Here is a 21989-nt window from a genome sequence, read left to right as displayed (position 1 = left end):
TCCTCAGTCTCTCAGCGTGCTGCCGGTCAGGTGGAGGAACGCGGCCTCCAGGTCGGGCTCGACGACCTCGACGCCGGTCACCGCCGCGGTGCCCGACGCCGCGGCGATCAGCGTCGGCAGCAGGTGCCGCCCGCCGGTCGCCAGCAGCCGCACCGACGATGTGCCGGTGACCACGGCCTCGGAGACGCCCTCCACCGCGCGCAGCTTCTCCGCGGTGGCCTCCACGTCGCCGTCGACGACCAGCTCGACGCGGTCGCTGCCGCCCAGCTCGGCGACCAGCTCGCGCTTGCTGCCGTCGGCCATCAGCCTGCCCCGGTCGATGATCCCGACCCGCGTGCAGACCCGCTCCACTTCCTCCATGTAGTGCGAGGTGTAGAGCAGGCTCATGCCCTCGGCGACCAGCCGCTCGACGTTGTCCAGGATCGCCACCCGGCTCTGCGGGTCGACGCCGACCGTGGGCTCGTCGAGGATCAGCAGCCGGGGCCGGTGCAGCAGCGCGACCGCGATGTTGGTGCGCCGCTTCATGCCCCCGGAGTAGGTCTCGACCCGGTCGTCGGCGCGGTCGGCGAGGCCGACCAGCTCCAGCACCTCGCCGATGCGCGCGGCCAGCTCCCGGCGGGGGAGGGCGTAGAGCCTGCCGAAGAAGCGCAGGTTCTCGCGCGCGGTCAGCTCCGGGTAGAGCGCGATGTCCTGGGGCACGTACCCGATCAGCCGCTTGGCCGCGATCGGGTCGGCGGCCACGTCGACGCCGCCGACGGTCACCGTCCCGCCGTCGGGGCGCAGCAGGCCCACGAGCATGGAGATCGTCGTGGTCTTGCCAGCGCCGTTGGGGCCGAGCAGCCCGTAGGCCTCGCCCTCGTCGATGTGGAACCCGACGCGGTCGACCACGGTCCGGTCGCCGTAGCGCTTGACCAGGTCCGTGCACACCAGGGCTGGCTTCATGTGCCCTCGCCGATCACGTTGTTCACCACGCGCTGGCCCTCGGGGTCGATCAGCGCGTCCGCCGGGCTGTTGCCGGTGACGGTGTTCCACTCGATGGTGTTGTCCGCCGACGCCGAGCCGCCCCAGTCCGCCGACGAGGCCACGACGAGCGCGGCGGGCATGACCGACGGCCCGCCCGGGTGGTTGCCGGTGATCCGGTTGCCGATCACCGCGACCCGCTGGACGCCGATCATCGCCAGGCCGACGCCCGACATCGGCGGCCCGGCCGCGCCCGGCGCGTCCGGGTCGTCGCCGCCCGCGGCCAGGGTGTTGCCGGTGAGGTCGCAGTCGGCGACCAGGCAGTCGGTGACGCCGCCCTCCGGCTCGCCGGGGTAGGTCTGGTGCAGCAGCAGGATCCCGGCGGCGTTGCCGTGGGCACGCACGCGCTGGATGCGGGCGCGGCTGGAGTTGTCGACGAACACGCCGAAGGCGTTGCCGGTGGTCTCGCAGTCGGCGATCTCGGCGTCCGCGGCGGCGCAGAACGCCAGCGCGATCCCGCCGTACTGGCTGCCTGCCGCCCGGCAGCCGCGCGCGGTGAGCCCGGTGGACTCCCGGAAGTACAGGCCCCACACGCGGTTCGCGTCGGACTCGACGTCGACCAGCCGCAGCCCGGAGACGGTGTGCGCGTACACGCCCGCGCCGGAGAACCCGCGCAGCGTGAGGCCTTCCACCACGACGTCGCTCGCGGCGTGCACGACGACGCCGTGGTCGACCGCGTCGGGGGCGTCGTGCAGCGGCGGGACGGCGCTCTCGGCGCGCGCCCCCGGCACGATCACGGTCTTCCCCGCGCCCGCGCCGATCAGCCGGGCGCTGTCGGGCAGCGCGACACCGCCCGGGTAAACACCTTCCGACAGGCGGATGGACAGCGCGCCGCCGTCGATCGCCTGTTGGATGGATTCCCCGGGGTTGACCTGGACCTCGACCGCCGTCGGCATCAGTGTGCTCCTTCCGGGAACGCGGTCAGTATGGCAAGGGCGACGAGCAGATTCCCGCGCCAGCCCCACCGGGCCGCGCCGACGACACCGCCCGCGCCGTCGGGGAACCGGGTCAGCGCGGCCGCGGCGCTCGCGCCGTGCAGCGAGTAGGCGCTGAAGCGGGTCAGCGCGATGTCGGTCGTGGCGGCGAACTCGGGCACCGCCGCGTCCAGCAGCGGGCCCGCCGGGCCCACCGCGATGTCGCCCACGGCGGTGAAGTCGTGCCATGAGAAGCCGGGCGGGCGCCCGCCCAGCGCTTTCACCAGGCACTCCTTGACCGCCACGCTGGCCGCGGTCGCCAGTTCGGGGTCCTCGTGCAGCGGGTGCTCCCCGGGGGCGACCACGTGGTCGGCGTAGGCCGGGCCGCTGTAGGCCACGGCCCGGCTGATCCGGTCGACCTCGACGACGTCGACGCCGACCAGCACCGGCGCGGTCATCCGGCGACCCGGTCGAGGAACCGCAGCAGGTGGGCGTTGTACTCCTCGGCGGCCTCGACCATCGGGATGTGGCCGCAGTCCTCTACGGTGACGAACTCCGTCCCGGCGTGCCTGGGCACGATCTCCAGCCAGGGGTCGATCGGCGTCATGCGGTCGTGGCGGCCCCAGACGTACAGCGACGGGCAGGCGACCTTGTCCATCGCGGGGTCCACTTTGTACGTCCGGGTCGCGCGGATGCTGCGCGCCATGGCCACCATCGCCGGGCCGGTCTGCAGCAGCCTGCCGACCTCCTCGACCTGCTCGTCGCCGAAGAGCGGCGTGCCGTGGAAGAGGGCGGCGAGCATGCGGTCGCGGAACTCCGGGCCGGTCGGGCGCACGTCGGCGCGCCGGTCGATGTTGAGGCCGACGTCCGGGTCCGGGGTCAGGCCGGGCGCGCCGCTGACCACGATCGCGCCGATCCGGTCGGGGTGCCTGCCCGCGAGGTCGATGGCGACCAGCCCGCCCAGGGAGTTCGCGCAGATCACCACCCTGTCCGCGCCGACGGCGTCGCAGGACTCCATGAGGGCGTCGCCGAGGCGCTCGATGGACCCGGCGACGCGGCTGTCCAGCGCGCAGATGGGCTCGTTGGTGCGCAGCACCGGCCAGCCGCGCTCGGCCAGCGCGGCGAACGGGCGGTCCCAGATCCAGCCGCCCGCGAACAGCGCGGACATGAACGCCACCAGCGGCTTCCCGGCCGCGGGGCGGTGCTCTGCGGTGAAGGTCGTCATGCGGGCTCCTAGAACAGCGGGTCGGTGGTCGGGGTCCAGCCGCAGTCGCAGGGCCGCTCGGCCGCGGCCATCGACCCGCAGTCGGCGCAGCGGGCGAAGTGGCTCTCCTTGGCCAGGGTCCACACGCTGGTGTACGCGCCCGTGCACAGGCCGCCGCGGAAGAAGCGGCGCATGGCGCGCTGGTGGGCGCGGGCGTGGATCGAGCGGATCGACTCGGGCTTGTCGAAGGCGGTCAGGGTGTACTTGCGGTCGCCGATGTCGAAGGTGCCCACGCCGAGGAACCCGCGCGCGGCGCGCATCGACTTGACCACCTCCACGCTGAGCAGGTCGACGTCGGCGGCCTCGTCGTCGTCGCGGACCGACAGCCAGGTGAGGGCCATGGCGCCCGGCGTGCCGGGGCTGCCCGGGGTCCGGGAGCTGACCCCGAACTCGCGGGCGCCGTCGGAGCGGGGCACGAACCGCGGCGTGTACCCGATGGCCTCGGCGATCGCGAGCCGGTCGAAGTGCCGGTGCACGTGGAGTTCGCCCGCGTCCTCGGTGAGCAGGTCGGTGCCGGTGATCGTGAGTTCGGCGCCGGTTCCCGGCATGCCGAGGTAGCTGTCGCGGTGGGCGGTCGTGAGCGTCCAGGTCGCCGCGGCGGGGGTGACGCGGGTGAACTCGAACCCGCCGGGGAAGCGGGCCATGAAGCCGCGCGCGTGCTCGGCCAGGGCGTGGCCGGTCAGCGGCTTGTCGGTGTCGGGGTCCACAAAGGAATGGACGGTGGCAGCAGCGTCCGGGTCGCCGTCGCGCCAGGCGGCGAGGTGGCGGTCGATCAGGCTCATGTCTCGTCCTCCGGCTGGCTCAGGGCCACGGCGACCGCGAGGTCCGCGGTGTGGCTGACCGAGACGCGGATGGGGCGGTCCGCGCTGAGCGGCGAGCGCAGCCGCACCTCGGGCGGGTGGCCGTGCAGGCAGGCGGCGCTGCGGGCGCACATCGCCGACGGTCGCGGCAGCACCTCCACCCCGCCCAGCGACTCCTCCGACACCGGCACGCCCAGCAGCCGCAGCACGGCGTGCTTCGCGGCGAGCCTGCCCGCCCAGTGCTGCAACGTGCGGCCCTCGCCGGACCGCAGTCGCTCCGCGCGCGTGTAGACGCTGTCCAGTGCCATCGGCGCGACCAGCTCCTCGGGCGCGGACAAGCCGCGGAAGGCGACAACGGCGCTGCCCCAGCTGCTCATGCGACAGGCTCCCTGCGCAGCCTGCGCGGCGTGCCGGGATCGGCCATCGTCACGCAACGCGGGCCGGACGCGCGCATCAGGCCGGTGAGGACCTTGCTGTCGCCGACCTCGACACAGGTGTCCACTTCGGAGAGACGCGCCATCGTCGCCGCCCAGCGCACGCACGCGGTCAGCTGCTCGATCAGGGCGTCCTTGACGACCGCCAGGTCCGTCGTCGGCTCGGCGGTGGCGTTCGGGATGACCGGGACGCGGGGCGCGGACATCGCGGTCTCGCGCACCGCCAGCGCCCAGCCGTCCACCGCCGCGGCCATCAGCGGCGAGTGGAAGGCGTTGGCGACCTTGAGCGGGACGACCTTGCGCGCCTCGGACTTGTCCATGCGCTCGATCGCGGCGAACGCGCCGGAGACGACCACGTGGTCGGCGGCGTTCTCCAGGCCGACGACCAGCGGCTCGTCCGGCGTCGCCGCCGCGGCCGCCAGCTCGGCCACCCGCGCCACCGGCAGCCCGATCACCGCGGCCATGCCGCCGGTGTCCGGGACCGCGGCCATCAGCCGCGACCGGATCGCCACCAGCCGCAGCGTCGCGTCGACGTCCAGCACGCCTGCCGCGCACAGCGCGCTCAGCTCGCCGACGCTGTGCCCGGCCACGACGTCCGGCCGGACGCCGCGCTCGGTCAGCACGGCGAGGGCCGCGAGGTTGCAGGCCGTCACCGCGGGCTGGGCCGCGTCCACCAGGCGCTCCAGCGGTCCCCGCGCGCACAGCTCCGACACCGGGGCCACGGCGTCGGCGCGCGCGAGCACCTCGGCCGCCACCGGGTCTCGGCGCAGCCAGCCGCCCATCCCGACGCGGACCGTGCCCTGGCCGGGGAACACGAACGCGATCACGGCCGCCCCCTCCTAGAGCCGTCGGCGCCGCGAGGGCGTGGTCGCCGCCCGCTCGGTGCCCAGGAAGCCCAGCAGCAGCTTGGTCACCTGCTCCGGCTGGTCGAGCGGGATCCAGTGGCTGGCGTCCTCGACCCGCTCGTACCGCCACGGGCCCTTCACGAACTTCACCGAGCCCGTCATGCCCTCCTCCAGCAGCGCCTTGTCCCCGGAGGACCAGATGCCGAGCGTCGGGGCGAGCACGGGCGGGAAGTTGCGCTCCACGCGCAGCTCGGCCTCGGGCGAGCGGTTGGCGCGGTACCAGTTCAGCGCCGCCGTCAGCGCGCCCGGCTTGGCCAGCTCCCTCGGGTAGCGCTGGTAGTCGCCCTCGTTCCCCATGATCTCCTTGAACAGCCGCCAGCCGTTGCGCCGCAACAGCTGCTCGCTGACCCCGGGGAACTGGTAGAAGAGCATGTACCAGCTCGCGGCGCGCTGCTCGATCGACGGCGTGCTGAACACGCCGGGGTGCCCGACCGAGAGCACCGCGAGGTGGTCGACCCGCCGCGGCATGAGGAACGCGTACATCCACGCGATCGCCGCGCCCCAGTCGTGGCCGACGATGTGCGCCCGCTGGATGCCCAGGTGCAGGGTCAGCGCCACGACGTCGTTGACGATCGTGCGCATGTCGTACGCCTCGACCTCCTGCGGCTTGCTCGACGCGCCGAAGCCGCGCAGGTCCGGCACGATCACCCGGAACCCGGCCTCGACCAGCGGGTCGATCTGGTGCCGCCAGAGGTAGTGCGAGTCGGGGAACCCGTGCAGCAGCACCACCGGATCACCCTCGCCGCGATCGACATAGGCGATCTCGACCCCGTTGACCTGGGCGGAGCCAGTCAGCAAGCTCTCTGTCATACCCTCTCCCTGAACAGCCGCTCGGCGAAGAACTCGCTGAACCCGAACTCCGGGACGTCCTCCGGCGGGACCATGTTGAGCAGGCCGGTGACCTGCGCGGCGAAGTTCTCCGCCATCAGCTCGCGCACCCGGCGGCGCCGGGCGACGGCCTCGGGGCCGAACTCGCAGTGCAGCTTGGCGATGATGCCCGCGCCGAAGTGCAGCCGCTCCATCCGGAACTTCCGCTCGGCCAGGTACGGCTCGAACGCCGACGGCGACCAGTCGTCGCCGAGCAGGATCTCGCAGACCGTGCGGGTGTCGCGCAGGCTGCACGACAGGCCGGTGCCGAGCACCGTGTCGGCGTTGCCCGCCTCGTCGCCGACGAGCACGACCCCGTCGGTGACGATCGGCCGCTCGGGGAACATCGCCACCGACGGCCACACCTTCAGCGGGCCGATCGGCCGCGCCGCCGCGTAGACCGACTTGCCCCGGTCGGGCAGGCTGTCCAGCTCGAAGTCGGCGATGAACCGCTCGGTGCCGCCCTCGCCGCGGTAGCGGTGCTTGTTGGCGGTCGGGAAGTTGATGTAGAGGCGGGCCATGCCGTCGCCCTGCGGGAAGACCATGAACATCTTCTCGCCCTCGGTGCCCATGGCCTGCACGTCCATCGGCCAGTCGTCCAGGCCCTCGACGCGGACGCCGCCGCCCCAGTGGTGCACCGAGGTCGCCATGGTGACGCCGATCTGGCGGCCGACGGTGCAGCCGCGGCCGGTCGCGCCGATGATCATGCCCGCGCGCAGCTCGTGGTCGCCCGCGTCGGTCTGGTACCGGACGACGGGGCCGTCGCCGACCGTGGCCTTCCGCGCGCCCATGACGACCCGCGCGCCGTTGTCGGCGGCCTGCTCGGCCATCAGCTCGCAGACGAGGTGGTGCGGGAACGACAGCGGGCCGCCGACGCCGGGGACGAAGCGGGTCATGTCGACGGTCTCGGCGGTCTCCGGGTCGTCGGTGGTCTCGTCCCACTGCGTCCACTCGCGGATCTCCCACGCGCCGCCGAGGCCGAACGCGTCCTCCACGCCCAGCAGCTGCGCCTCGCGCATGCCCCACGGTGCGATCCACTCGCCGCGGACGATGTCGGTGTAGCGGTCCTGCTTCTCCAGCAGCACCACGGACACCCCGTGCGTGGCGAGGTAGGCCGCGGCGGAGGCCCCGGCGATGCCGCCGCCGACGATGGCGACGTCGGCGTGCTCGGTTCTCATGGCTGCCACCTCTCCCAATGGGTGCGTTCCTTGGCCGCGTGGCGGTTGGCCGGGCGGAAGTCGGTGCCGATGGTGTAGGCGACCGGGACGAGGCAGACCTGCGTGACGCCCGCCGGGATGCCCAGCAGCTCGCCGACCTGCCGCTCGAACGGCACGTGCGTGCAGGTGATCGTGCTGCCCAGGCCGCGGCTGCGGAGGGCGAGCTGGAACGACCAGATCGCCGGGAAGATCGAGCCGTAGAAGTTGCTGGCCCGCATCGCGCCCAGCGTCACGCCCTCGGTGCCGACGATCTGCTTGCGCCGCTGGGCCGCCAGCCACTGCCGGTCGATCTCGCCGATGTCCGGCGGCCGCCCCAGCACGCACGGGATGACCAGCACGGGCACCCTGGCCAGGGTCGCGACCAGCGCGGCCGCGGACTCGCGGTTGCGCTTGGCCTGCTCGCGCCTGCGCCCCGAGCGGGTCCAGGACTCCTTCTCGTGGAAGTTCCAGGAGATCTCGACCAGCTCGGCGATGCGCTCCTTGGTCGCCGCCTCGGTGACGACCACCCACCGCCAGTTCTGCTGGTCGTTGGCGGTGGGCGCCTGCACGGCCACCTCCAGCGCCTCCTCGATCACCGACCGCGGCACGGGCCGCTCCAGGTCGAGGCGGCGCCGCACCGACCGGGTGGTGCTGAGCAGCCGGTCGGTCTCCAGCACGTCGAACGGCGTCATACCGCCCCCAGCACGACCCCGCCGCGCACCGAGCCCGGCGCGGCGGTCAGCACCAGCGCCCTGCGCACCGCGCCGGGCAGCACCGGCTTGGCCACATAGGACTCGACGCCGCCGGTGTGCGGGTTCTCCAGGCCGGGGATGGCCGTGACCACGCCGTCGCGGATGGCCAGCGCGGCCAGCGCCAGGTTGAGCGCCCCGGTGGCCGAGCCGCAGTCGCCGGTCAGCCCGGTCGAGGCGGTCAGCGGGCTCGACGGCAGCCCGTCCAGCACGGCGGCGGCCTCGTCGGCGTCGTGCCGCGCGCCGGTCGCCGAGCCGATGACCAGGTCGATGTCGGCGGGCAGGCCGGACAGGTTGCGCTCCACCAGCCCGCGCTCGCCGTCGTCGCCCGCGCCCGCGTGCCGCGTCGTCACGACCCGGGCGTACGGGGTCGCGCCCCGGGCCGCGGCGTGCTCGGCGGACTCGACCACCAGCGCCACGGCCGCCGACGCCTTCGGGGCCGGGGCGGAGTCGCGGTCGTACGGGGTGACGCCGTCGAGCGCGCCGCCAGGCTCGGGCGCCTCGTCGGCGGCGACGACCAGGACGACCTCGGCCTTGCCCGCGCGGATCGTCTCCACCGCGCAGTCCAGCGCGATGGACGCCGACGCGCCGCCGTTGCAGATCGTGGTCGTCGGGCCGCGCAGGCCCAGGGTCTGGCAGACCGCGCCGCCGGTGGCGTTGAGCACGACGTTGGAGAAGCTGAGCACGGCGGGCTTGTTCGGGTTGGCGAGCACGCTCTCGTCGAAGCCGTCGGTGCTCTCCACCGAGCCCGCCGCCGTCGCGAACATGACGCCCACGGCGTCGCTGGCCGCCCGCGACAGCTTCAGGCCCGCGTCCTCCCACGCCAGCCGGGACGCGGCGATGGCCATGCGGGACAGGTTGTTCATGTGCCGCCACAGCGAGCGGGGGGCGAACGTGCGCCCGTCGAGCGACGGCGGGCCCGCGCTGGCCTGACCGGCGGCGATGGCCGAGGTGACCTCGGCGATCCCGGTGCCCAGCCCGGTCACCGGCCCGAGCCCGGTGACCACCACGTCGCGCTCGGGCAGGCCGGTGTGCTCGCGCAGCGGTCCGGGCGTGCGCAGGACGAGCGCGGCGTTGTTGCCGCCGAAGGCGTAGTTGTTGGACACCACCACCGTCATCGGCATCTCGCGCGCCGCGTTCGGCACGAAGTCCAGGGTGGACGCCGCGATCGCCTCGTCGGTGAAGCCGATGGTGGGCGGCGCCGTCGCGGTGCGCAGGGCCAGCACGCTGGCCACCGCCTCGACCGCGCCCGCCGCGCCCAGCGTGTGCCCGATGAAGGACTTGATGCTGCTCGTGGGCACGCTCGCCGCGCGCTCGCCGAAGACGGCGCGCATGACCTTCTTCTCCATGGCGTCGTTGGCGGGCGTTCCCGTGCCGTGCCCGTTGACGTAGTCCACGTCCTCGGCGGCGAGCCCCGCGTCGGCCAGCGCCCGGCGCATCGCGCTGACGCCGCCTCGGCCCGTCGGGTCCGGCGCGGTGGCGTGGTAGGCGTCGGCCGACAGGCCGTACCCGGCGACCTCGGCGAGCGGGACCGCGCCCCGGGCCAGCGCCCGGTCCAGCGGCTCGACCACCAGGAACGCCGCGCCCTCGCCGAGGTTGAGCCCGTCGGAGCGGCTGTAGGGCGCGCACGGCCCGGAGCTCAGCGCCTGCAGCCCGGCGAAGCCCGCGTAGGTGCCGAACAGCAGCGGGTCGACCCCGCCCGCGAGGACGACGTCGGCCTCGCCGGTCAGGATCTTGTCCTTGGCCAGCCCGACGGCGTTGCCGCCCGCCGCGCAGGCGGTGGAGACCAGGATGCGCGGGCCGCGCATGCCCAGCCGGGCCGCGACGACGTCGCCGGTGGCGTGCATCGGCTGGTAGCCGCCGTCGGCGGCCGGGGTGGCCTGGCACTTGCCCAGCACCAGGCCGAACCGCTCGCCCGGCACGTCGGCGACGCCCGCCATGGCCACCGCCTGCCGCGCCGCGACCAGGGCGAGCCGGGCGGTGCGGTCCAGGCCGCGGTCGGTGTCGGGCAGCTGGTCGTCGATCCACTCGGTGGGGACCTGACCGGCGTACCGGGCCTCGAAGGCGGCGAACCGCTCGTCGGCGACCGCGGTGATGCCGCTCTCGCCCGCGGTGAGCCGCGCCCAGAACTCCTCCGGGTCCCGGCCCGCCGCGCAGATCACCCCGATCCCGGTGATGACCACGGGGCGCAGCGCCATGGTGGGTTCCTCCCTCGATCAGATGATCGGCGTGCTCCACGACTTCGGGGTGACATAAGGGCTGGTCAGCGTGGTGACCTCGGCGTCGCCGACGGTCAGCCGCAGCCCGGCGGCGGCCAGGTCGGCTGGCACCCGGATCAGGCCGAGCGCGGCGTCCAGGCCGACGCTGTGCACCGCGTGCACGACCTCGCCGATGCGCTCGCCGTCCACGGTGACCGGCGTGCCCGCGGCGGGCGCGTCCGCCGAGGTGGTGAACCCGACCGTGCGCATGCCCTCGGGCCCGGCGAACGCGGCGAGGACGGCGTCGCGGCCGACGAAGTCCTCCTTGGTGATGTCCACCAGCCAGTTCGCGCCCATCTCCAGGATGTCCGCCGCGCCCGCCTCGCGGTGCACCAGCGGCTGGCGCACCTCCAGCATGGCCAGCTCCAGCGCCTCCTGGCCCGCCGGGACGGCCTCGGCGACGGCGGCGTCCCACAGCCGCTGGGCCTCGGTCCTGGGCAGCAACACCTTGTAGCCGTACTCGCCGGTGAACCCGGTGCGCGCGAACACGATCGGCACGCCGTCCCACTCGGTGTCCACGACGGACTCGAACGGCAGCGCGGCGAGCTCGCCGTCGATGAGCCTGCCGACCACGCCCCAGGAGTAGGGGCCCTCCAGGCCGAACAGGGTCAGCTCGGCCGAGCGGTCGGTGATCTCCACGCCGTCGCCCGCGAGGCCGGTCAGGTGCTCCAGCAGCCGCGCGCCGCCGCCGACCGAGCTCTCCAGCAGCATGCCGGTCTCCCGGCCCCACACCACGACCTGGTCGACCACGCGTCCGTCGGCGTCGAGCACCAGGCTCGTCATGCAGCGCTCGGCGGTCAGGTACTCGACGTCGCGGGCCAGCACGCGCTGGGCGAAGTCGACCGCGTCCGCGCCGCCGATCTCGATGATCCGCGCGCCGGAGAGGTCCAGCACGGCGGCGCGCTCGCGGATGGCGCCGTACTCCTCGGCGAGCGTGGTGTACCGCAGGGCGACCCTGGCCTCCAGGATGTCGCCGTGGACGGCGCCTGCGGGCTGGGCGATCGGGGATTCCATGTCAGGCCTTTCCGTGTGCGGGGTCTGCGATGCTGATGGAGCCTTCGGCCGCGACCTGCCCGTCCACCCGGGCGGTGACCTTGTACTCGCCGAACCCGCGCCCGCCCGCGGTGCGGTCGGCGGTGATCACGAGCTGGTCGCCGGGCACGACGGGGCGGCGGAAGCGCATCGACCGCACCCCCGCCAGGTAACTGATCTTCCCTGCGCCCGCGAGCGCGAACACCACGCCCGCGAGCTGGGCCATGGCCTCGATGACGACCACGCCGGGCAGCACGGCCTCGTCCGGGAAGTGGCCCTGGAACCACATCTCGGTGCCCGCGACGTTCTTGACCGCGGTCCCGCTGACGCCCGGCTCGACCTTCTCGACCCGGTCCAGCAGCAGCATCGGCCAGCGGTGCGGCAGGATCGCGCGCACCTCGTCGTGGGTGAGGCGGGTGGGCGCGGCGGTCGCCGTCATGCGCTGGTCTCGGCGAGGGTGAGCGCGGGGTCGACGTGCCCGGCCAGGCGCGAGACCGAGCCGAAGACGGACATGTCGCTGTCGTAGAGCGCGACGCCGAACTCGGCCTCGATGGCCACGTACAGCTCCAGCACGTCGAGGCTGTCGAGTTCGAGGCCGCGGCCGAACAGCGGCTGGTCGTCGGTGATCCACTCCGGCTCGATCGGCAGGTCCAGCCGGGAGACGATCATCCGCTTGATGCGCGCGCACGTCTCCCGGCGCGCGGCGGCGGTGGCGCGCAACTCATCGATGGTCATATCGACTGCCCCTCACGGTTCTTCGCTTGGCTCGATGTGGACGGTCAGGCCAGCCCGCCGCCGTTGGCCACGACGACGGTGCCGGTGATGTAGGAGGCCTTCTCCGAGGCCAGGAACGTCACCAGGTTGGCGATCTCCTCCGGCCTGCCCATGCGGCCGAGCCGGATGCGCGACTCGTAGCCGCTGCGGATCTTCAGCGGGATGGCCCTGGTCATGTCGGTCTCCACGAACCCGGGCGCGACCGCGTTGACCCGCACGTTGTGCGGCGCGGCCTCGGCGGCCAGCGTCTTGGAGAAGGAGATGATCGCGCCCTTGGACGCGACGTAGTTGGTCTGGCCGGGGAACCCGCCGTCGAGGCCGCTGGTGGAGCTGATCGCCACGATCGACCCGCGCTGCTGGTGCTGCATGATCCGCATCGCCTCGCGGCAGACCAGGAACGTGCCGAACATGTTGATGTCGAGCGTCTCGCGGAACATGTCCGCGCTCATCGCGATCAGGTGCCGGTCGCGGGTGACGCCCGCGCTGGTGACCAGCACGTCCAGTCTCCCGTGCTCGGAGCGCAGCGCGCGGAACATCTCGTGGACGGCGGCCTCGTCGGTGACGTCGGCCTGCGCCGTGCTCGCGCTGCCGCCCTCGGCCTCGATCTGGGCGACGACCTCCTTGGCCTTGTCCTCCGACCGGGAGTAGTTCACGACGACGTGCACCCCGTGGGCGGCCAGGTCCACCGCGACGGCCCGGCCGATCCCGCGCGATCCGCCGGTCACCACCGCCACCGCGCCTTCGCTGAACATCGACGTCTCCCCGTGTGTAGACCGCTAGCCAGCGTGCACGGCCACGCTACTGACCTGCGTTTTCTTTCCCCTATCAGTTCGATATCCCCGGCATTGACGGGCTCGCGCGCATGGCAGACATTGGCTGCCATGGACGTCGACGTGCTGATCGTGGGCGGGGGACCGGTCGGCTTGTCCTCGGCCATCGAGTGCTCCCGCCACGGCCTGAGCAGCCTGCTGGTGGAGAAGCACGCGGGGACCTCGATCTTCCCCAAGGCCCGGCTGGTGACCACCCGCACGATGGAGCTGGTGCGCGCCTGGGGCATCCAGGACGAGGTGGAGCGCGCCGGTCTACCGCGCGAGGACACCCTCGCCGTCGCCGTCGGCACGTCCCTGACCGCCGACGACTTCCACCGCGCCGCGGCCCCCATCGCCGAGGACGCGCCGCACAGCCCGACCTACGCCTTCATCTGCGCGCAGGACAAGTTCGAGGTGATCCTGCGCTCGGTCGCGTCATCGGGGTCGGACGTCCGCTTCGGGACCCGCATGGAGTCGCTGGCCCAGGACGCCGACGGCGTCACGGCGCGCCTGTCGACCGGCGAGGTCGTGCGCGCCCGCTACTGCATCGCCGCCGACGGCGCGCGCAGCGGCATCCGCTCGTCCCTGGGGATCGGCGTGGACGGCCCGCCGCCGCTGGGGCACATGATCAGCATCATGTTCGACGCGGACATCGTGCACCTGCTGGAAGGCCGCATGTGCGCGCTGTACTTCCTGCGCAGCGAGATCCCGTGCGCGGTCGAGGCGGTGGACAACCAGCGGCGCTGGATGGTCCAGACCGGCTACGACCCGGCCGAGGGCGGCAGCGAGGCCGACTTCACCCCGGAGTTCTGCGTCGAGATCGTCCGCGCCGCCGTCGGCGTCCCCGACCTCGACGTGTCGCTGGTCGGGATCATGCCGTGGCTGCAACAGGCGGTGACGGCCCAGCGCTTCCGGTCAGGCCGCGTGTTCCTGGCAGGCGACGCCGCCCACGTGACCACGCCGCAGGGCGGGTTCGGCATGAACTGCGGCATCCAGGACGCCCACAACCTGGTGTGGAAACTGGCCGCCGTCACCCAGGGCCGCGCGGGCGAGGCCCTTCTGGACACCTACGAAACCGAACGCCACCCCATCGGCGCCCGCACAGTCGAGGAGAGCCTGGCCAACGCCTTCATCACCTTCCGCATGATGGAAGGCGAACTGACCCTGTCAGAGGCGATCACCCTGCAAGCAGGCAGACGCAGCTCCGAGGGCCTGGTCCTGGGCTTCCACTACACCTCAAGCGCGGTCATCCCCGACGGCACTCAGCCACCCCCCGTGCCCGACCCCTACCGCACCTACACCCCCACAGCCCGCCCCGGCCACCGAGCCCCCCACGTCTGGCTGACCCGCGAGGGCCGAGAGCTGTCCACACTGGACCTACTAGGCCCCCACTTCACCCTGATGACCCCAACCGGCAGCGGCTGGTCCCAAACAACCCCCGACCAGGTGAAAACGGTGGAGATCTCCCCCGACGAATCCCCCACATGGGCAAAGGAATACGGCACCACCCCCACCGGCGCCGTCCTGATCCGCCCCGACGGCCACGTAGCCTGGCGCACCCCCAACCCCCCGGCGACTCCCGAGACCCTGAACAACATCCTTCGCACCATCTTGAGCACCCCCTGAGCCAACAGTCGACCGCTCTGCCCCCTTGCTCCCTCGTCCTGGCCGTCTTCAAGCCTGGGATGGCGGTGTCAAGGGCAGGCGAAGCCTGTCGCGCAGCGACGCCGAAGGCGCCCTTTACACCGCCATCCCAGGCTTAAACAATCGAGGCCGAGGGAGCACCCCCGCGCTAAACCGCGGAGCCGCCGAGCACGCAGAACACCTCAAGCAGGCACAAGCGCAGCCCGCGAACGAGCACACCCGACACGCCCCACCCGAGCCGCAGCCCGCCGCAGCACCAACGGAAACCCACCCGCCATCGCACTGAGCCGAGCGACCTCCCCAGCCTCAGCCGCCACCCACTCCCGCCCCAGCAACATCGCCAACAACGCCCGGCTCTCCTCTACCCCCAACGGCTCCAGGAACAACTGCCGAGCCCCGAACCGGGCCTCGAACTCGTCCAGCGGCTCCCGGCTCGTCACGATCACCCGGCAATGCGGCCCACCAGGCAGCAACGCGGCCACCTGAGCGCTGTCGGAAGCGTTGTCCAGCAGGACCAGCATCCGCCGCCGCGCCACGCTGCTGCGGTACAGCGCCACCTTCTCCCCGGGATCGTCCGGAATCGCACGGACCCCGAGCGCCCGCAGGAAGCGGTCGAGGACCGGCCCGCCCGCGGCGAGGTCGGCGTACAGCTGCCCGTCCGGGAAGCGGTCGAGCCGCTGGTGGGCCCAGCGCAGCGCCAGCGCAGTTTTGCCCACCTCGCTCGGCCCGCACACCACCACCGCGCCGGGCGCGTCCACGCCGTCGGACAGCGCCTCGTCCAGGAACGCCGTCTCCGCGACCCGGCCCGCGAACGGCAGGGGCTGGCGGGGCAGCTGCGACGGCGTCTCCACCGGGACCGGCGACGGCAGCGCGTCGCGCAGGATCTGGTCGTGCACGACCCGCAGCTGCGGCCCCGGCTCCAGCCCGATCTGCTCCACCAGCGCCCGCCGCGCCTCCTGATACACGCGCAGCGCCTCCGCGCGCCGACCGGAGCGGTAGTGGGCGACCATCAGCTGCGCCCGCGCCCGCTCGCGCAGCGGGTGCTCGGCCACCAGCGCGGCCAGCTCCTTGCCCACCCGGTCGTGCAGGCCCAGCTCCAGCTCCAGTTCCGCGCACGCCTCGGCGGCGTCCAGCCGGGCCGACTGCAGCCGGGCCGACTCCGCGCGCAGGCCCGGCACGTCCTCGAACGGCACGCCCCGCCACAGCGCCAGCGCCTCGCGCAGCAGCGCGACCGCGCCCATCCGGTCCCCGCACGCGCGCGACCGGGCGACCAGCGCGTTGAACCGGCACCAGTCCGCGTCGTCGTCCGACAGCCGGATCACGTATCCGGGGCTCGCCGTCGTGATCACCTGCGGCACCGACCGCCGCAGCCGCGACACCAGGATCGCCACCTGGCCCCGCGCGCTCGCGGGCGGCGACCCCTGCCACACCGCGTCGATCAGCCGGTCCACGCTCACCACGCGGTTGGCGTCGAGCACCAGGCGGGCCAGGACGGCGCGCTCGCGGGGGCCGATGTGCACGTCGCCACCGAGGACGCGCACCGGCCCGAGGATGCCGATCATGCGCGCTCGATCTCGTCGGCGGCCCGCGCCGCGCCGCCGGCCGCCGCGATCGCGGCCGCCATCTCCCCGGCCCGCGCGGCGTAGGACGCGGTGCCCATCACCGAGCCGACCGCCTCCACCAGCGCCGCCGCCGACAGCGTCGCCGGGTCGAGCGCGACCCCCAGCCCCAGCTCCTCGATCCGCCGCGCGGTCGGCCGGTCCAGCGCCGACGTCGGCACGCACACCATCGGCGTGCCCGCGCGCAGCGCCTCCATCGCCGTCCCCATGCCCCCGTGCGTCACGCACAGCGACGCGTGCTCCAGCACCGCCACGTGCGGCACCCAGCGGTGCACCTCCACATTGGACGGAAGCTCGCCCAGCGCCGCCGGGTCCAGCCCCTCCGCGACGGTCATCACCGCGTGCCACGGCTGCCCCCGGAACGCCTCCACACACGTGCGGAAGAAGTCGGCGTGCTCGTTGAACACCGCCCCCAGCGACACCAGCACCACCGGCAACCCGCTCGACGGCGGCTCCCACGACCCGAGGAACCCGCGGTCGCCCACGCACGGCCCCACGAACACGAACCGCGAGTCGAACGTCTCGCCCGCGTACTGGAACTCCCTCGGCACGGTCACCAGGCTCAGCGACGGCACCTCGAACCACAGCTGCGGCGGCTCCACGGACACCCCGTGCTCGGCGCACAGCTCGCCGATCCGCCGCATGGTCGTCATCACCCACGACGGCATCTCCGCGGGTTTCTCCTGCCCGCCGCCGGGGTTGTACATCGCGTTCAGGTACGAGAAGTGCTCGTTGGAGGCGAACACCGGGATCACCTGCGCCGAGGGCACGCCCAGCTTCCTGGCCAGGATCCGGCCAGCGAACAGGATCGACGTGTCGTAGACGATCACGTCCGGCCGCGACGGCAGGTCCACCGCCAGCATCGCCGCGCTCTCGTCGAGCAGCAGGTCCATCAGGTACCCGGGGTCCTCGGCCACCTTGCGGAAGTCAGCGTCGCGGTAGCGCGACTCGTAGGTCACCACCGAGGCCCCGGCGTCGGTGGCGATCCCGGCCATGCTCGCCGCGGTCAGGTAGGTCACCTGGTGCCCGCGCCGCGCCAGCTCGGTCACCATGGCCAGGTTCGGGATGACGTGCCCGTGGTCGGGATGGCACAGGAACAGCAGATGCATGCGCTCGCCTCCGGGAGATCCGGCCGCCACGGTAAGTCGGCGGTCGCGCGCGGTGACACCCCTAACCCCGACCCCTAGGCCTACTCCGCGTTCGGCCTAATCGCCGATACCGCCACAAGCACCAGTGCAAGGGTTCTGACCTGCGAATATAGGGGTTACCCCAGGTTTTTGCCCGGCTTAGGCTGGCGCGGAGTCGGACACCACGAAAGGGCGGCCATGACCACGCTCGTCTGGGACTACACGCGCGAGTACGAGGCCGAGCGCAAGGACATCCTCGACGCGGTGGAGACCGTGTTCTCCTCCGGCCGCCTGGTCATGGGCCCCAGCGTGGCGGGCTTCGAGCAGGAGTTCGCCGCCTACCACGGCGTCGCGCACTGCGTGGGCGTCGACAACGGCACCAACGCCATCCGCCTTGCCCTGCAGGCGCTCGGGATCGGCCCCGGCGACGAGGTCATCACCATCTCCAACACCGCGGCCCCGACCGTGGTCGCCATCGACGCGGTGGGCGCCACCCCGGTCTTCGTCGACATCCACCCCGACACCTACCTGATGGACGTCGCCCAGGTCGAGGCCGCCGTCACCGCGCGCACCCGGTGCCTGCTCCCGGTCCACCTCTACGGCCAGTGCGCCGACCTCGCCCCGCTGAAGGCGCTCGCCGACAAGCACGGCCTGCACCTGCTGGAGGACTGCGCCCAGGCCCACGGGGCCCGCCACCACGGCGTGGTCGCGGGCGCGACCGGCAACGCCGCCGCGTTCTCCTTCTACCCCACCAAGGTCCTCGGCGCCTACGGCGACGGCGGCGCCACGATCACGAACGATCCCGCGGTCGACGCCAACCTCCGCCGCCACCGCTACTACGGCATGGAGAAGACCTACTACGTCGTCGAGACCCCCGGCCACAACTGCCGCCTCGACGAGGTGCAGGCGGAGATCCTGCGCCGCAAGCTCACCCGCCTCGACGACTACATCGCCGCGCGGCAGGCCGTCGCCGCCCGGTACGCCGACGCCCTGGGCGACACCGATCTCGTCCTGCCCGCGACCGCCGAGGGCAACACCCACGTGTACTACGTCTACGTCGTCCGCCACCCGCGCCGCGACCAGATCCTGGAAGCGCTGAAGGCCCACGACATCGTGCTCAACATCAGCTACCCGTGGCCGGTGCACACGATGACCGGCTTCGCCCACCTCGGCTACGCCAAGGGCAGCCTGCCGGTGACCGAGGCCGTCGCCGACGAGATCTTCTCCCTGCCCATGTACCCGTCGCTGCCGACCGACGTGCAGGACCGGGTCATCGACGCGGTCAGGCGCGTCCTCTAGGGATCAGGCTGCGCAGGCACAGCACCAGCGACCGCGCCTGGATGTTGACGTAGAAGCTGTGCCGCAACAGCTCCTCGTACTGGTGCAGCGTCAGCCAGCGGTACCGGGGGTCGTCCGGCGCCACGTCGGCGTCGGTCTCCACGATCATGTACCGGTTGCGCGCGCCCAGGAACCGCCCGCCCTCCTCGGAGAGCACGGTGTCGAACCGCACCCGCGACGAGGTGAGCACCTCGTCGAGGAACCGCGGCCGCCCGGGCAGGTGCGCGTAGTTCTCCGGCACGCACTGCACGGTCGGCGCCAGCTCGGTGACGTCGGCGTACCCCGGCTCGGTCCGCGCGTGCGTCAAAATGTGCAGCACGCCGTCGATGGCCTTGACCAGGAACGCGATCACCCCGGTGCCGACCGGCTCGACCATGGGCTGCGACCACGCGGCGACCTCCCGGCCCCCGGCCTCCACCCGCACGCCGACCACCGAGAAGAACCCGCCGGTGCGGTGCGCGATGCGCCCGTCGTCGTAGAGCCAGTCCGGCAGCCCCGCCAGCGGTCCGCGCTCGACCCGCAGGTCGGTGTGCGTGCGGACCTCGGTGATCCAGCTCAGGATGTCGCCGAGCCCGTGCACGCTCGGGGACGCCGGGTCGGCCGAGCGGACCAGGGCCGAGGTGAAGTCGTCCGCCGCCGCGCGGGCTAGGGCCGCGCCGCCGCCGGGCAGGCACGCCAGCACGGTCCGGGCGTCCATGTTGACCAGGTCCGGCACGGACATCAGCTCGGCGATCTGGCCGAGCGTCAGCCAGCGGAACCCCTCCCGCTCCTCGACCGCGTCGACCTCGACGACCATGTTCCGGTTGCGCTTGCGGTAGAACCACGCGCCCTGCTCCGACTGCCGGATGTCGATGACGACCCGCTCCGGCGAGCGGAAGTGCTCCAGGTACGGCACCGCCTTGCCCTGGTGCACCCCGGTGTAGTTGCTGCGCGTGGCCTGCACGGTCGGCGAGATCTGCAGGCCGTTGGGGTTGCCGGGCTCGTGCTTGGCCTGCATCAGGCAGTGCAGCACGCCGTCGATCTCGCGGACCAGGATGCCCAGGATGCCGATCTCCGGCTGGTTGATGATCGGCTGGCGCCAGTGCGGCACCGGCGCGCCGGGCAGGTCGACGCTCAGCGACTCGACGGTGAAGAACTTCCCGGTGTGGTGGCGCAGGTTGCCCGTCCCCGGCTCCACCTGCCAGCCCGCCAGCTCGCCGAGGTCCGCCCGCTCGACCCGCATCCACCACCGGTCGGCCAGCCCGGCCAGCCACCCGGCCACCTCGGCCGGTCCGGTGTGGAGCATCGAGTCGGCCACCCGCTCGACGGGGTTGCGCGTGGGTGCGGACACCGGGACTCCCTCTAGTAGTGCGGCAGCAGGCCGTCGGCCAGCGCCTCGGCCAGCGTCGGCGCGTCGCGGTCGCGCCGGGACAGCACGGCCCCCGCGGGGATGGGCAGGTTCAGCTCGGGGTCCAGCAGCGACACCGCCAGCTCGTCGGCGGGCTCGTAGCCGCGGGAGAGCAGGTAGCAGACGGTGGAGTCGGGCTCCAGCGCGACGAAGGCGTGACCGAGCCCGGCGGGCAGGTACACCGCCCGGAAGTCGGCCAGCTCCACGCTGTCCCACTGCCCGAACGTCGGCGACCCGACCCGCAGGTCGACCACGAAGTCGAGCACGCGCCCGCGCGCGCAGTGCACGTACTTCGCGCAGCCCGGCCGGGTCCTGGCGTAGTGGACCCCGCGCGCCACCCCGTCCCGGGAGACGCTGGTGCTGACCTGCGCGACCGGGAAGAGCGGTCGGAACTCCCGCTCCTCGAACGGCGAGACGAACAGCCCGCGGTCGTCGCGGTGGAGGTCGGGGGTGAAGGCCCAGGCTCCGCCGACGGCGAGTTCGCGCGCTTCCACCCGCCCAGCTTCCGACCGGGCACGACCGGGGTAAACCCCTATGGACCGAGGATAGGGGTACCCGCCGTGTCCTTTGTGGAGGCGACCACGCGCGCGACGCCCTCGGCGAGTCCCGTCGCGGCGCGCCAGCCGGTGACCTCGGTGAAGGCGCGCGGATCGGCCACGAGCCCGCGCAGGTCCATCGCGGTCGCGTGCGGCGGCGGAGGCACTGACAGCACCGGCACCGGCGGCCGCCCCGTCCGCTCGGCGACGGCCGCCGCGATCATCTCGAACACCGTCCGCACCGGGACGCCCTGCCCGGACCCGATGACCCAGTGCCTGCCTCTGAGCGCGTCGAGATGCCGCACGGCCAGCAGGAACGCCTCGGCGACGTCCTCGACGAACACCAGGTCGCGCAGCATCGACCCGTCCCCCCAGACCGTCAGCGCCTCGCCCGCCATCGCCCGCCGCGCCATCGCCGACACGACGCCCCGGTCCAGCGGTCCCGGCCCGTAGACGGTGGGCAGCCGCAGACAGCAGCCACCCGCCGCCACCACGATCCGCTCGGCGGCCAGCTTCTGCCGGTCGTACTCACTCTCCGGCGCGTCCGGCTCGCTCCCGTCGATCCGCTCCCACCCCGGCCCCACCTGCGAGGTCGACCCCGCGACCACCACCGGCACCCCGCTCGCGGCCGCCGCCCGCACGATCCCGACGTTGACCGCCTCGGCCGCAGCCGCCTGCCCCGGCCCAACCCGCCACGACCCGCTCCCGGTGTGCAGGACCAGCGACAGCACGACATCCACACCCGCCACCACCTCCGCCACCCGCCCAGGCTCCGTCAGATCCGCCCTGACCACCTCATGCGGCGACCACCCCGGATTCCGCGCCACCACCCGCACCCCCAACCCCGCCCCCGCCAACCGCTCCGCCACCACCGCCCCGACAAACCCCGACCCGCCGAGCACCGCCACCTTCATCCGAGCACCCTCTCCCGATGACCCGCAGCCACGGTCCAACCGCCGCCAACCGGCTTCACGACCGCCCGATACCGCCACCCGAGCGCCTCCATCCGCTGGCCCGAACCCACCGGCATCGCTTTCACCCGAGCACCTTCATCCAATGACCCGCGCCGCCAGACCAGTCGTCGCCAGCCAGCCCGCCATGGCCGAACGCCGCCGCTTGCACCCGAGCACCTTCATCCGCTGGCTCGGCCCTGCGGGCCAGCCGGGCCGCCGCGGCCGCGCGCCGCCGCTTGCACCGGAGCACCTTCATCCGCTGGCTCGGCCCTGCGGGCCGGCCGAGCCGCCGCGGCCGCGCGCCGCCGCTTTCACCGGAGCACCTTCATCCGCTGGCTCGGCCCTGCGGGCCGGCCGAGCCGC

Annotated in this window: 22 protein-coding genes; 2 read left to right on the top strand and 20 right to left on the bottom strand. The window is 73.2% G+C overall.

The annotated features are described in order from the left end of the window. Positions 1–3: 3 nt before the first annotated feature. From IEY98_RS02945 to fabG, 15 genes are read right to left on the bottom strand one after another with little or no spacing between them, the layout of a single operon-like run. A complete protein-coding gene (locus IEY98_RS02945) occupies positions 4–942 on the bottom strand; it encodes an ABC transporter ATP-binding protein (protein ID WP_189208716.1) in 939 nt (312 codons plus the stop codon). Beyond that, positions 939–1916 carry a right-handed parallel beta-helix repeat-containing protein gene (locus IEY98_RS02940; RefSeq protein WP_189208715.1) on the bottom strand — a complete coding sequence of 326 codons (978 nt, stop codon included), beginning with the start codon at positions 1914–1916 and terminating at the stop codon, positions 939–941. The genes IEY98_RS02945 and IEY98_RS02940 overlap by 4 nt, the downstream gene beginning before the upstream one ends. Continuing rightward, positions 1916–2392 carry a holo-ACP synthase gene (locus IEY98_RS02935; protein ID WP_189208714.1) on the bottom strand — a complete coding sequence of 159 codons (477 nt, stop codon included), beginning with the start codon at positions 2390–2392 and terminating at the stop codon, positions 1916–1918. The genes IEY98_RS02940 and IEY98_RS02935 overlap by 1 nt, the downstream gene beginning before the upstream one ends. Continuing rightward, positions 2389–3159, bottom strand: a complete 771-nt coding sequence (locus IEY98_RS02930; protein WP_189208713.1) for an alpha/beta fold hydrolase — start codon at positions 3157–3159, stop codon at positions 2389–2391. Before IEY98_RS02930 ends, IEY98_RS02935 begins: the two co-directional genes overlap by 4 nt. A gap of 8 nt (positions 3160–3167) precedes the next feature. Next, positions 3168–3980 (bottom strand): hypothetical protein, encoded by an 813-nt coding sequence (locus IEY98_RS02925; RefSeq protein ID WP_189208712.1) that lies wholly within the window; start codon positions 3978–3980, stop codon positions 3168–3170. Next, positions 3977–4375 carry a holo-ACP synthase gene (locus IEY98_RS02920; protein ID WP_189208711.1) on the bottom strand — a complete coding sequence of 133 codons (399 nt, stop codon included), beginning with the start codon at positions 4373–4375 and terminating at the stop codon, positions 3977–3979. The genes IEY98_RS02925 and IEY98_RS02920 overlap by 4 nt, the downstream gene beginning before the upstream one ends. Further along, positions 4372–5259 carry an ACP S-malonyltransferase gene (locus tag IEY98_RS02915; protein WP_189208710.1) on the bottom strand — a complete coding sequence of 296 codons (888 nt, stop codon included), beginning with the start codon at positions 5257–5259 and terminating at the stop codon, positions 4372–4374. The genes IEY98_RS02920 and IEY98_RS02915 overlap by 4 nt, the downstream gene beginning before the upstream one ends. Before the next feature lie 12 nt (positions 5260–5271). Next, on the bottom strand, positions 5272–6147 hold the full coding sequence (locus IEY98_RS02910) for an alpha/beta fold hydrolase (protein ID WP_189208709.1): 876 nt from the start codon (positions 6145–6147) through the stop codon (positions 5272–5274). After that, positions 6144–7382: an FAD-dependent oxidoreductase gene (locus IEY98_RS02905; RefSeq protein WP_189208708.1), complete on the bottom strand. Its 1239-nt coding sequence runs from the start codon at positions 7380–7382 to the stop codon at positions 6144–6146. The genes IEY98_RS02910 and IEY98_RS02905 overlap by 4 nt, the downstream gene beginning before the upstream one ends. Continuing rightward, entirely contained in the window at positions 7379–8092 is a 714-nt protein-coding gene (locus IEY98_RS02900; protein WP_189208707.1) for a nitroreductase family protein, read from the bottom strand. The genes IEY98_RS02905 and IEY98_RS02900 overlap by 4 nt, the downstream gene beginning before the upstream one ends. After that, positions 8089–10347, bottom strand: a complete 2259-nt coding sequence (locus IEY98_RS02895) for a beta-ketoacyl-[acyl-carrier-protein] synthase family protein (RefSeq protein ID WP_189208706.1) — start codon at positions 10345–10347, stop codon at positions 8089–8091. Before IEY98_RS02895 ends, IEY98_RS02900 begins: the two co-directional genes overlap by 4 nt. 18 nt (positions 10348–10365) lie before the next feature. Then, positions 10366–11421, bottom strand: coding sequence for an aminomethyl transferase family protein (locus IEY98_RS02890; protein WP_189208705.1), 1056 nt, complete (start codon positions 11419–11421; stop codon positions 10366–10368). 1 nt (position 11422) lies between these two features. Beyond that, positions 11423–11878 (bottom strand): 3-hydroxyacyl-ACP dehydratase FabZ, encoded by a 456-nt coding sequence (gene fabZ, locus IEY98_RS02885; protein ID WP_189208704.1) that lies wholly within the window; start codon positions 11876–11878, stop codon positions 11423–11425. Next, positions 11875–12174 carry an acyl carrier protein gene (locus IEY98_RS02880; RefSeq protein ID WP_189208703.1) on the bottom strand — a complete coding sequence of 100 codons (300 nt, stop codon included), beginning with the start codon at positions 12172–12174 and terminating at the stop codon, positions 11875–11877. The genes fabZ and IEY98_RS02880 overlap by 4 nt, the downstream gene beginning before the upstream one ends. Before the next feature lie 44 nt (positions 12175–12218). Next, positions 12219–12965: a 3-oxoacyl-ACP reductase FabG gene (gene fabG / locus IEY98_RS02875; protein ID WP_189208702.1), complete on the bottom strand. Its 747-nt coding sequence runs from the start codon at positions 12963–12965 to the stop codon at positions 12219–12221. Between the two features lie 129 nt (positions 12966–13094). Between fabG and IEY98_RS02870 the strand changes: the two genes are divergently transcribed. After that, positions 13095–14648: an FAD-dependent monooxygenase gene (locus tag IEY98_RS02870; protein ID WP_229786511.1), complete on the top strand. Its 1554-nt coding sequence runs from the start codon at positions 13095–13097 to the stop codon at positions 14646–14648. A gap of 200 nt (positions 14649–14848) precedes the next feature. On the opposite strand, the gene IEY98_RS02865 is transcribed toward IEY98_RS02870, so the two are convergent. Further along, positions 14849–16228, bottom strand: coding sequence for an AfsR/SARP family transcriptional regulator (locus IEY98_RS02865; protein WP_189208700.1), 1380 nt, complete (start codon positions 16226–16228; stop codon positions 14849–14851). Continuing rightward, on the bottom strand, positions 16225–17394 hold the full coding sequence (locus IEY98_RS02860; protein ID WP_189208699.1) for a macrolide family glycosyltransferase: 1170 nt from the start codon (positions 17392–17394) through the stop codon (positions 16225–16227). The genes IEY98_RS02865 and IEY98_RS02860 overlap by 4 nt, the downstream gene beginning before the upstream one ends. 216 nt (positions 17395–17610) lie before the next feature. Here IEY98_RS02860 and IEY98_RS02855 point away from each other — a divergent pair, with 216 nt between their 5' ends. After that, positions 17611–18711 carry a DegT/DnrJ/EryC1/StrS family aminotransferase gene (locus tag IEY98_RS02855; protein ID WP_189208698.1) on the top strand — a complete coding sequence of 367 codons (1101 nt, stop codon included), beginning with the start codon at positions 17611–17613 and terminating at the stop codon, positions 18709–18711. Here IEY98_RS02855 and IEY98_RS02850 read toward each other — a convergent pair. From IEY98_RS02850 to IEY98_RS02840, 3 genes are read right to left on the bottom strand one after another with little or no spacing between them, the layout of a single operon-like run. Continuing rightward, positions 18695–20080: an NDP-hexose 2,3-dehydratase family protein gene (locus IEY98_RS02850; protein ID WP_308425822.1), complete on the bottom strand. Its 1386-nt coding sequence runs from the start codon at positions 20078–20080 to the stop codon at positions 18695–18697. The genes IEY98_RS02855 and IEY98_RS02850 overlap by 17 nt on opposite strands. An 11-nt stretch (positions 20081–20091) precedes the next feature. Beyond that, positions 20092–20631 carry a dTDP-4-dehydrorhamnose 3,5-epimerase family protein gene (locus tag IEY98_RS02845; RefSeq protein ID WP_189208697.1) on the bottom strand — a complete coding sequence of 180 codons (540 nt, stop codon included), beginning with the start codon at positions 20629–20631 and terminating at the stop codon, positions 20092–20094. Positions 20632–20669: 38 nt separating this feature from the next. After that, entirely contained in the window at positions 20670–21587 is a 918-nt protein-coding gene (locus tag IEY98_RS02840) for an NAD-dependent epimerase/dehydratase family protein (RefSeq protein WP_189208696.1), read from the bottom strand. Positions 21588–21989 lie beyond the last annotated feature (402 nt).

The sequence above is a fragment of the Actinokineospora fastidiosa genome, from assembly GCF_014648415.1.
In the GTDB taxonomy this organism is placed as follows: domain Bacteria; phylum Actinomycetota; class Actinomycetes; order Mycobacteriales; family Pseudonocardiaceae; genus Actinokineospora; species Actinokineospora fastidiosa.
This window is presented reverse-complemented; position numbering and strand designations above follow the sequence as displayed.

Coding starts and splice junctions, on each gene's coding strand:
- IEY98_RS02945 (WP_189208716.1), bottom strand. CDS start 942: ATGAAGCCAGCCCTGGTGTGCACGGACCTGGTCAAGCGCTACGGCGAC.
- IEY98_RS02940 (WP_189208715.1), bottom strand. CDS start 1,916: ATGCCGACGGCGGTCGAGGTCCAGGTCAACCCCGGGGAATCCATCCAA.
- IEY98_RS02935 (WP_189208714.1), bottom strand. CDS start 2,392: ATGACCGCGCCGGTGCTGGTCGGCGTCGACGTCGTCGAGGTCGACCGG.
- IEY98_RS02930 (WP_189208713.1), bottom strand. CDS start 3,159: ATGACGACCTTCACCGCAGAGCACCGCCCCGCGGCCGGGAAGCCGCTG.
- IEY98_RS02925 (WP_189208712.1), bottom strand. CDS start 3,980: ATGAGCCTGATCGACCGCCACCTCGCCGCCTGGCGCGACGGCGACCCG.
- IEY98_RS02920 (WP_189208711.1), bottom strand. CDS start 4,375: ATGAGCAGCTGGGGCAGCGCCGTTGTCGCCTTCCGCGGCTTGTCCGCG.
- IEY98_RS02910 (WP_189208709.1), bottom strand. CDS start 6,147: ATGACAGAGAGCTTGCTGACTGGCTCCGCCCAGGTCAACGGGGTCGAG.
- IEY98_RS02905 (WP_189208708.1), bottom strand. CDS start 7,382: ATGAGAACCGAGCACGCCGACGTCGCCATCGTCGGCGGCGGCATCGCC.
- IEY98_RS02900 (WP_189208707.1), bottom strand. CDS start 8,092: ATGACGCCGTTCGACGTGCTGGAGACCGACCGGCTGCTCAGCACCACC.
- IEY98_RS02895 (WP_189208706.1), bottom strand. CDS start 10,347: ATGGCGCTGCGCCCCGTGGTCATCACCGGGATCGGGGTGATCTGCGCG.
- IEY98_RS02890 (WP_189208705.1), bottom strand. CDS start 11,421: ATGGAATCCCCGATCGCCCAGCCCGCAGGCGCCGTCCACGGCGACATC.
- fabZ (WP_189208704.1), bottom strand. CDS start 11,878: ATGACGGCGACCGCCGCGCCCACCCGCCTCACCCACGACGAGGTGCGC.
- IEY98_RS02880 (WP_189208703.1), bottom strand. CDS start 12,174: ATGACCATCGATGAGTTGCGCGCCACCGCCGCCGCGCGCCGGGAGACG.
- fabG (WP_189208702.1), bottom strand. CDS start 12,965: ATGTTCAGCGAAGGCGCGGTGGCGGTGGTGACCGGCGGATCGCGCGGG.
- IEY98_RS02870 (WP_229786511.1), top strand. CDS start 13,095: ATGGACGTCGACGTGCTGATCGTGGGCGGGGGACCGGTCGGCTTGTCC.
- IEY98_RS02865 (WP_189208700.1), bottom strand. CDS start 16,228: ATGATCGGCATCCTCGGGCCGGTGCGCGTCCTCGGTGGCGACGTGCAC.
- IEY98_RS02860 (WP_189208699.1), bottom strand. CDS start 17,394: ATGCATCTGCTGTTCCTGTGCCATCCCGACCACGGGCACGTCATCCCG.
- IEY98_RS02855 (WP_189208698.1), top strand. CDS start 17,611: ATGACCACGCTCGTCTGGGACTACACGCGCGAGTACGAGGCCGAGCGC.
- IEY98_RS02840 (WP_189208696.1), bottom strand. CDS start 21,587: ATGAAGGTGGCGGTGCTCGGCGGGTCGGGGTTTGTCGGGGCGGTGGTG.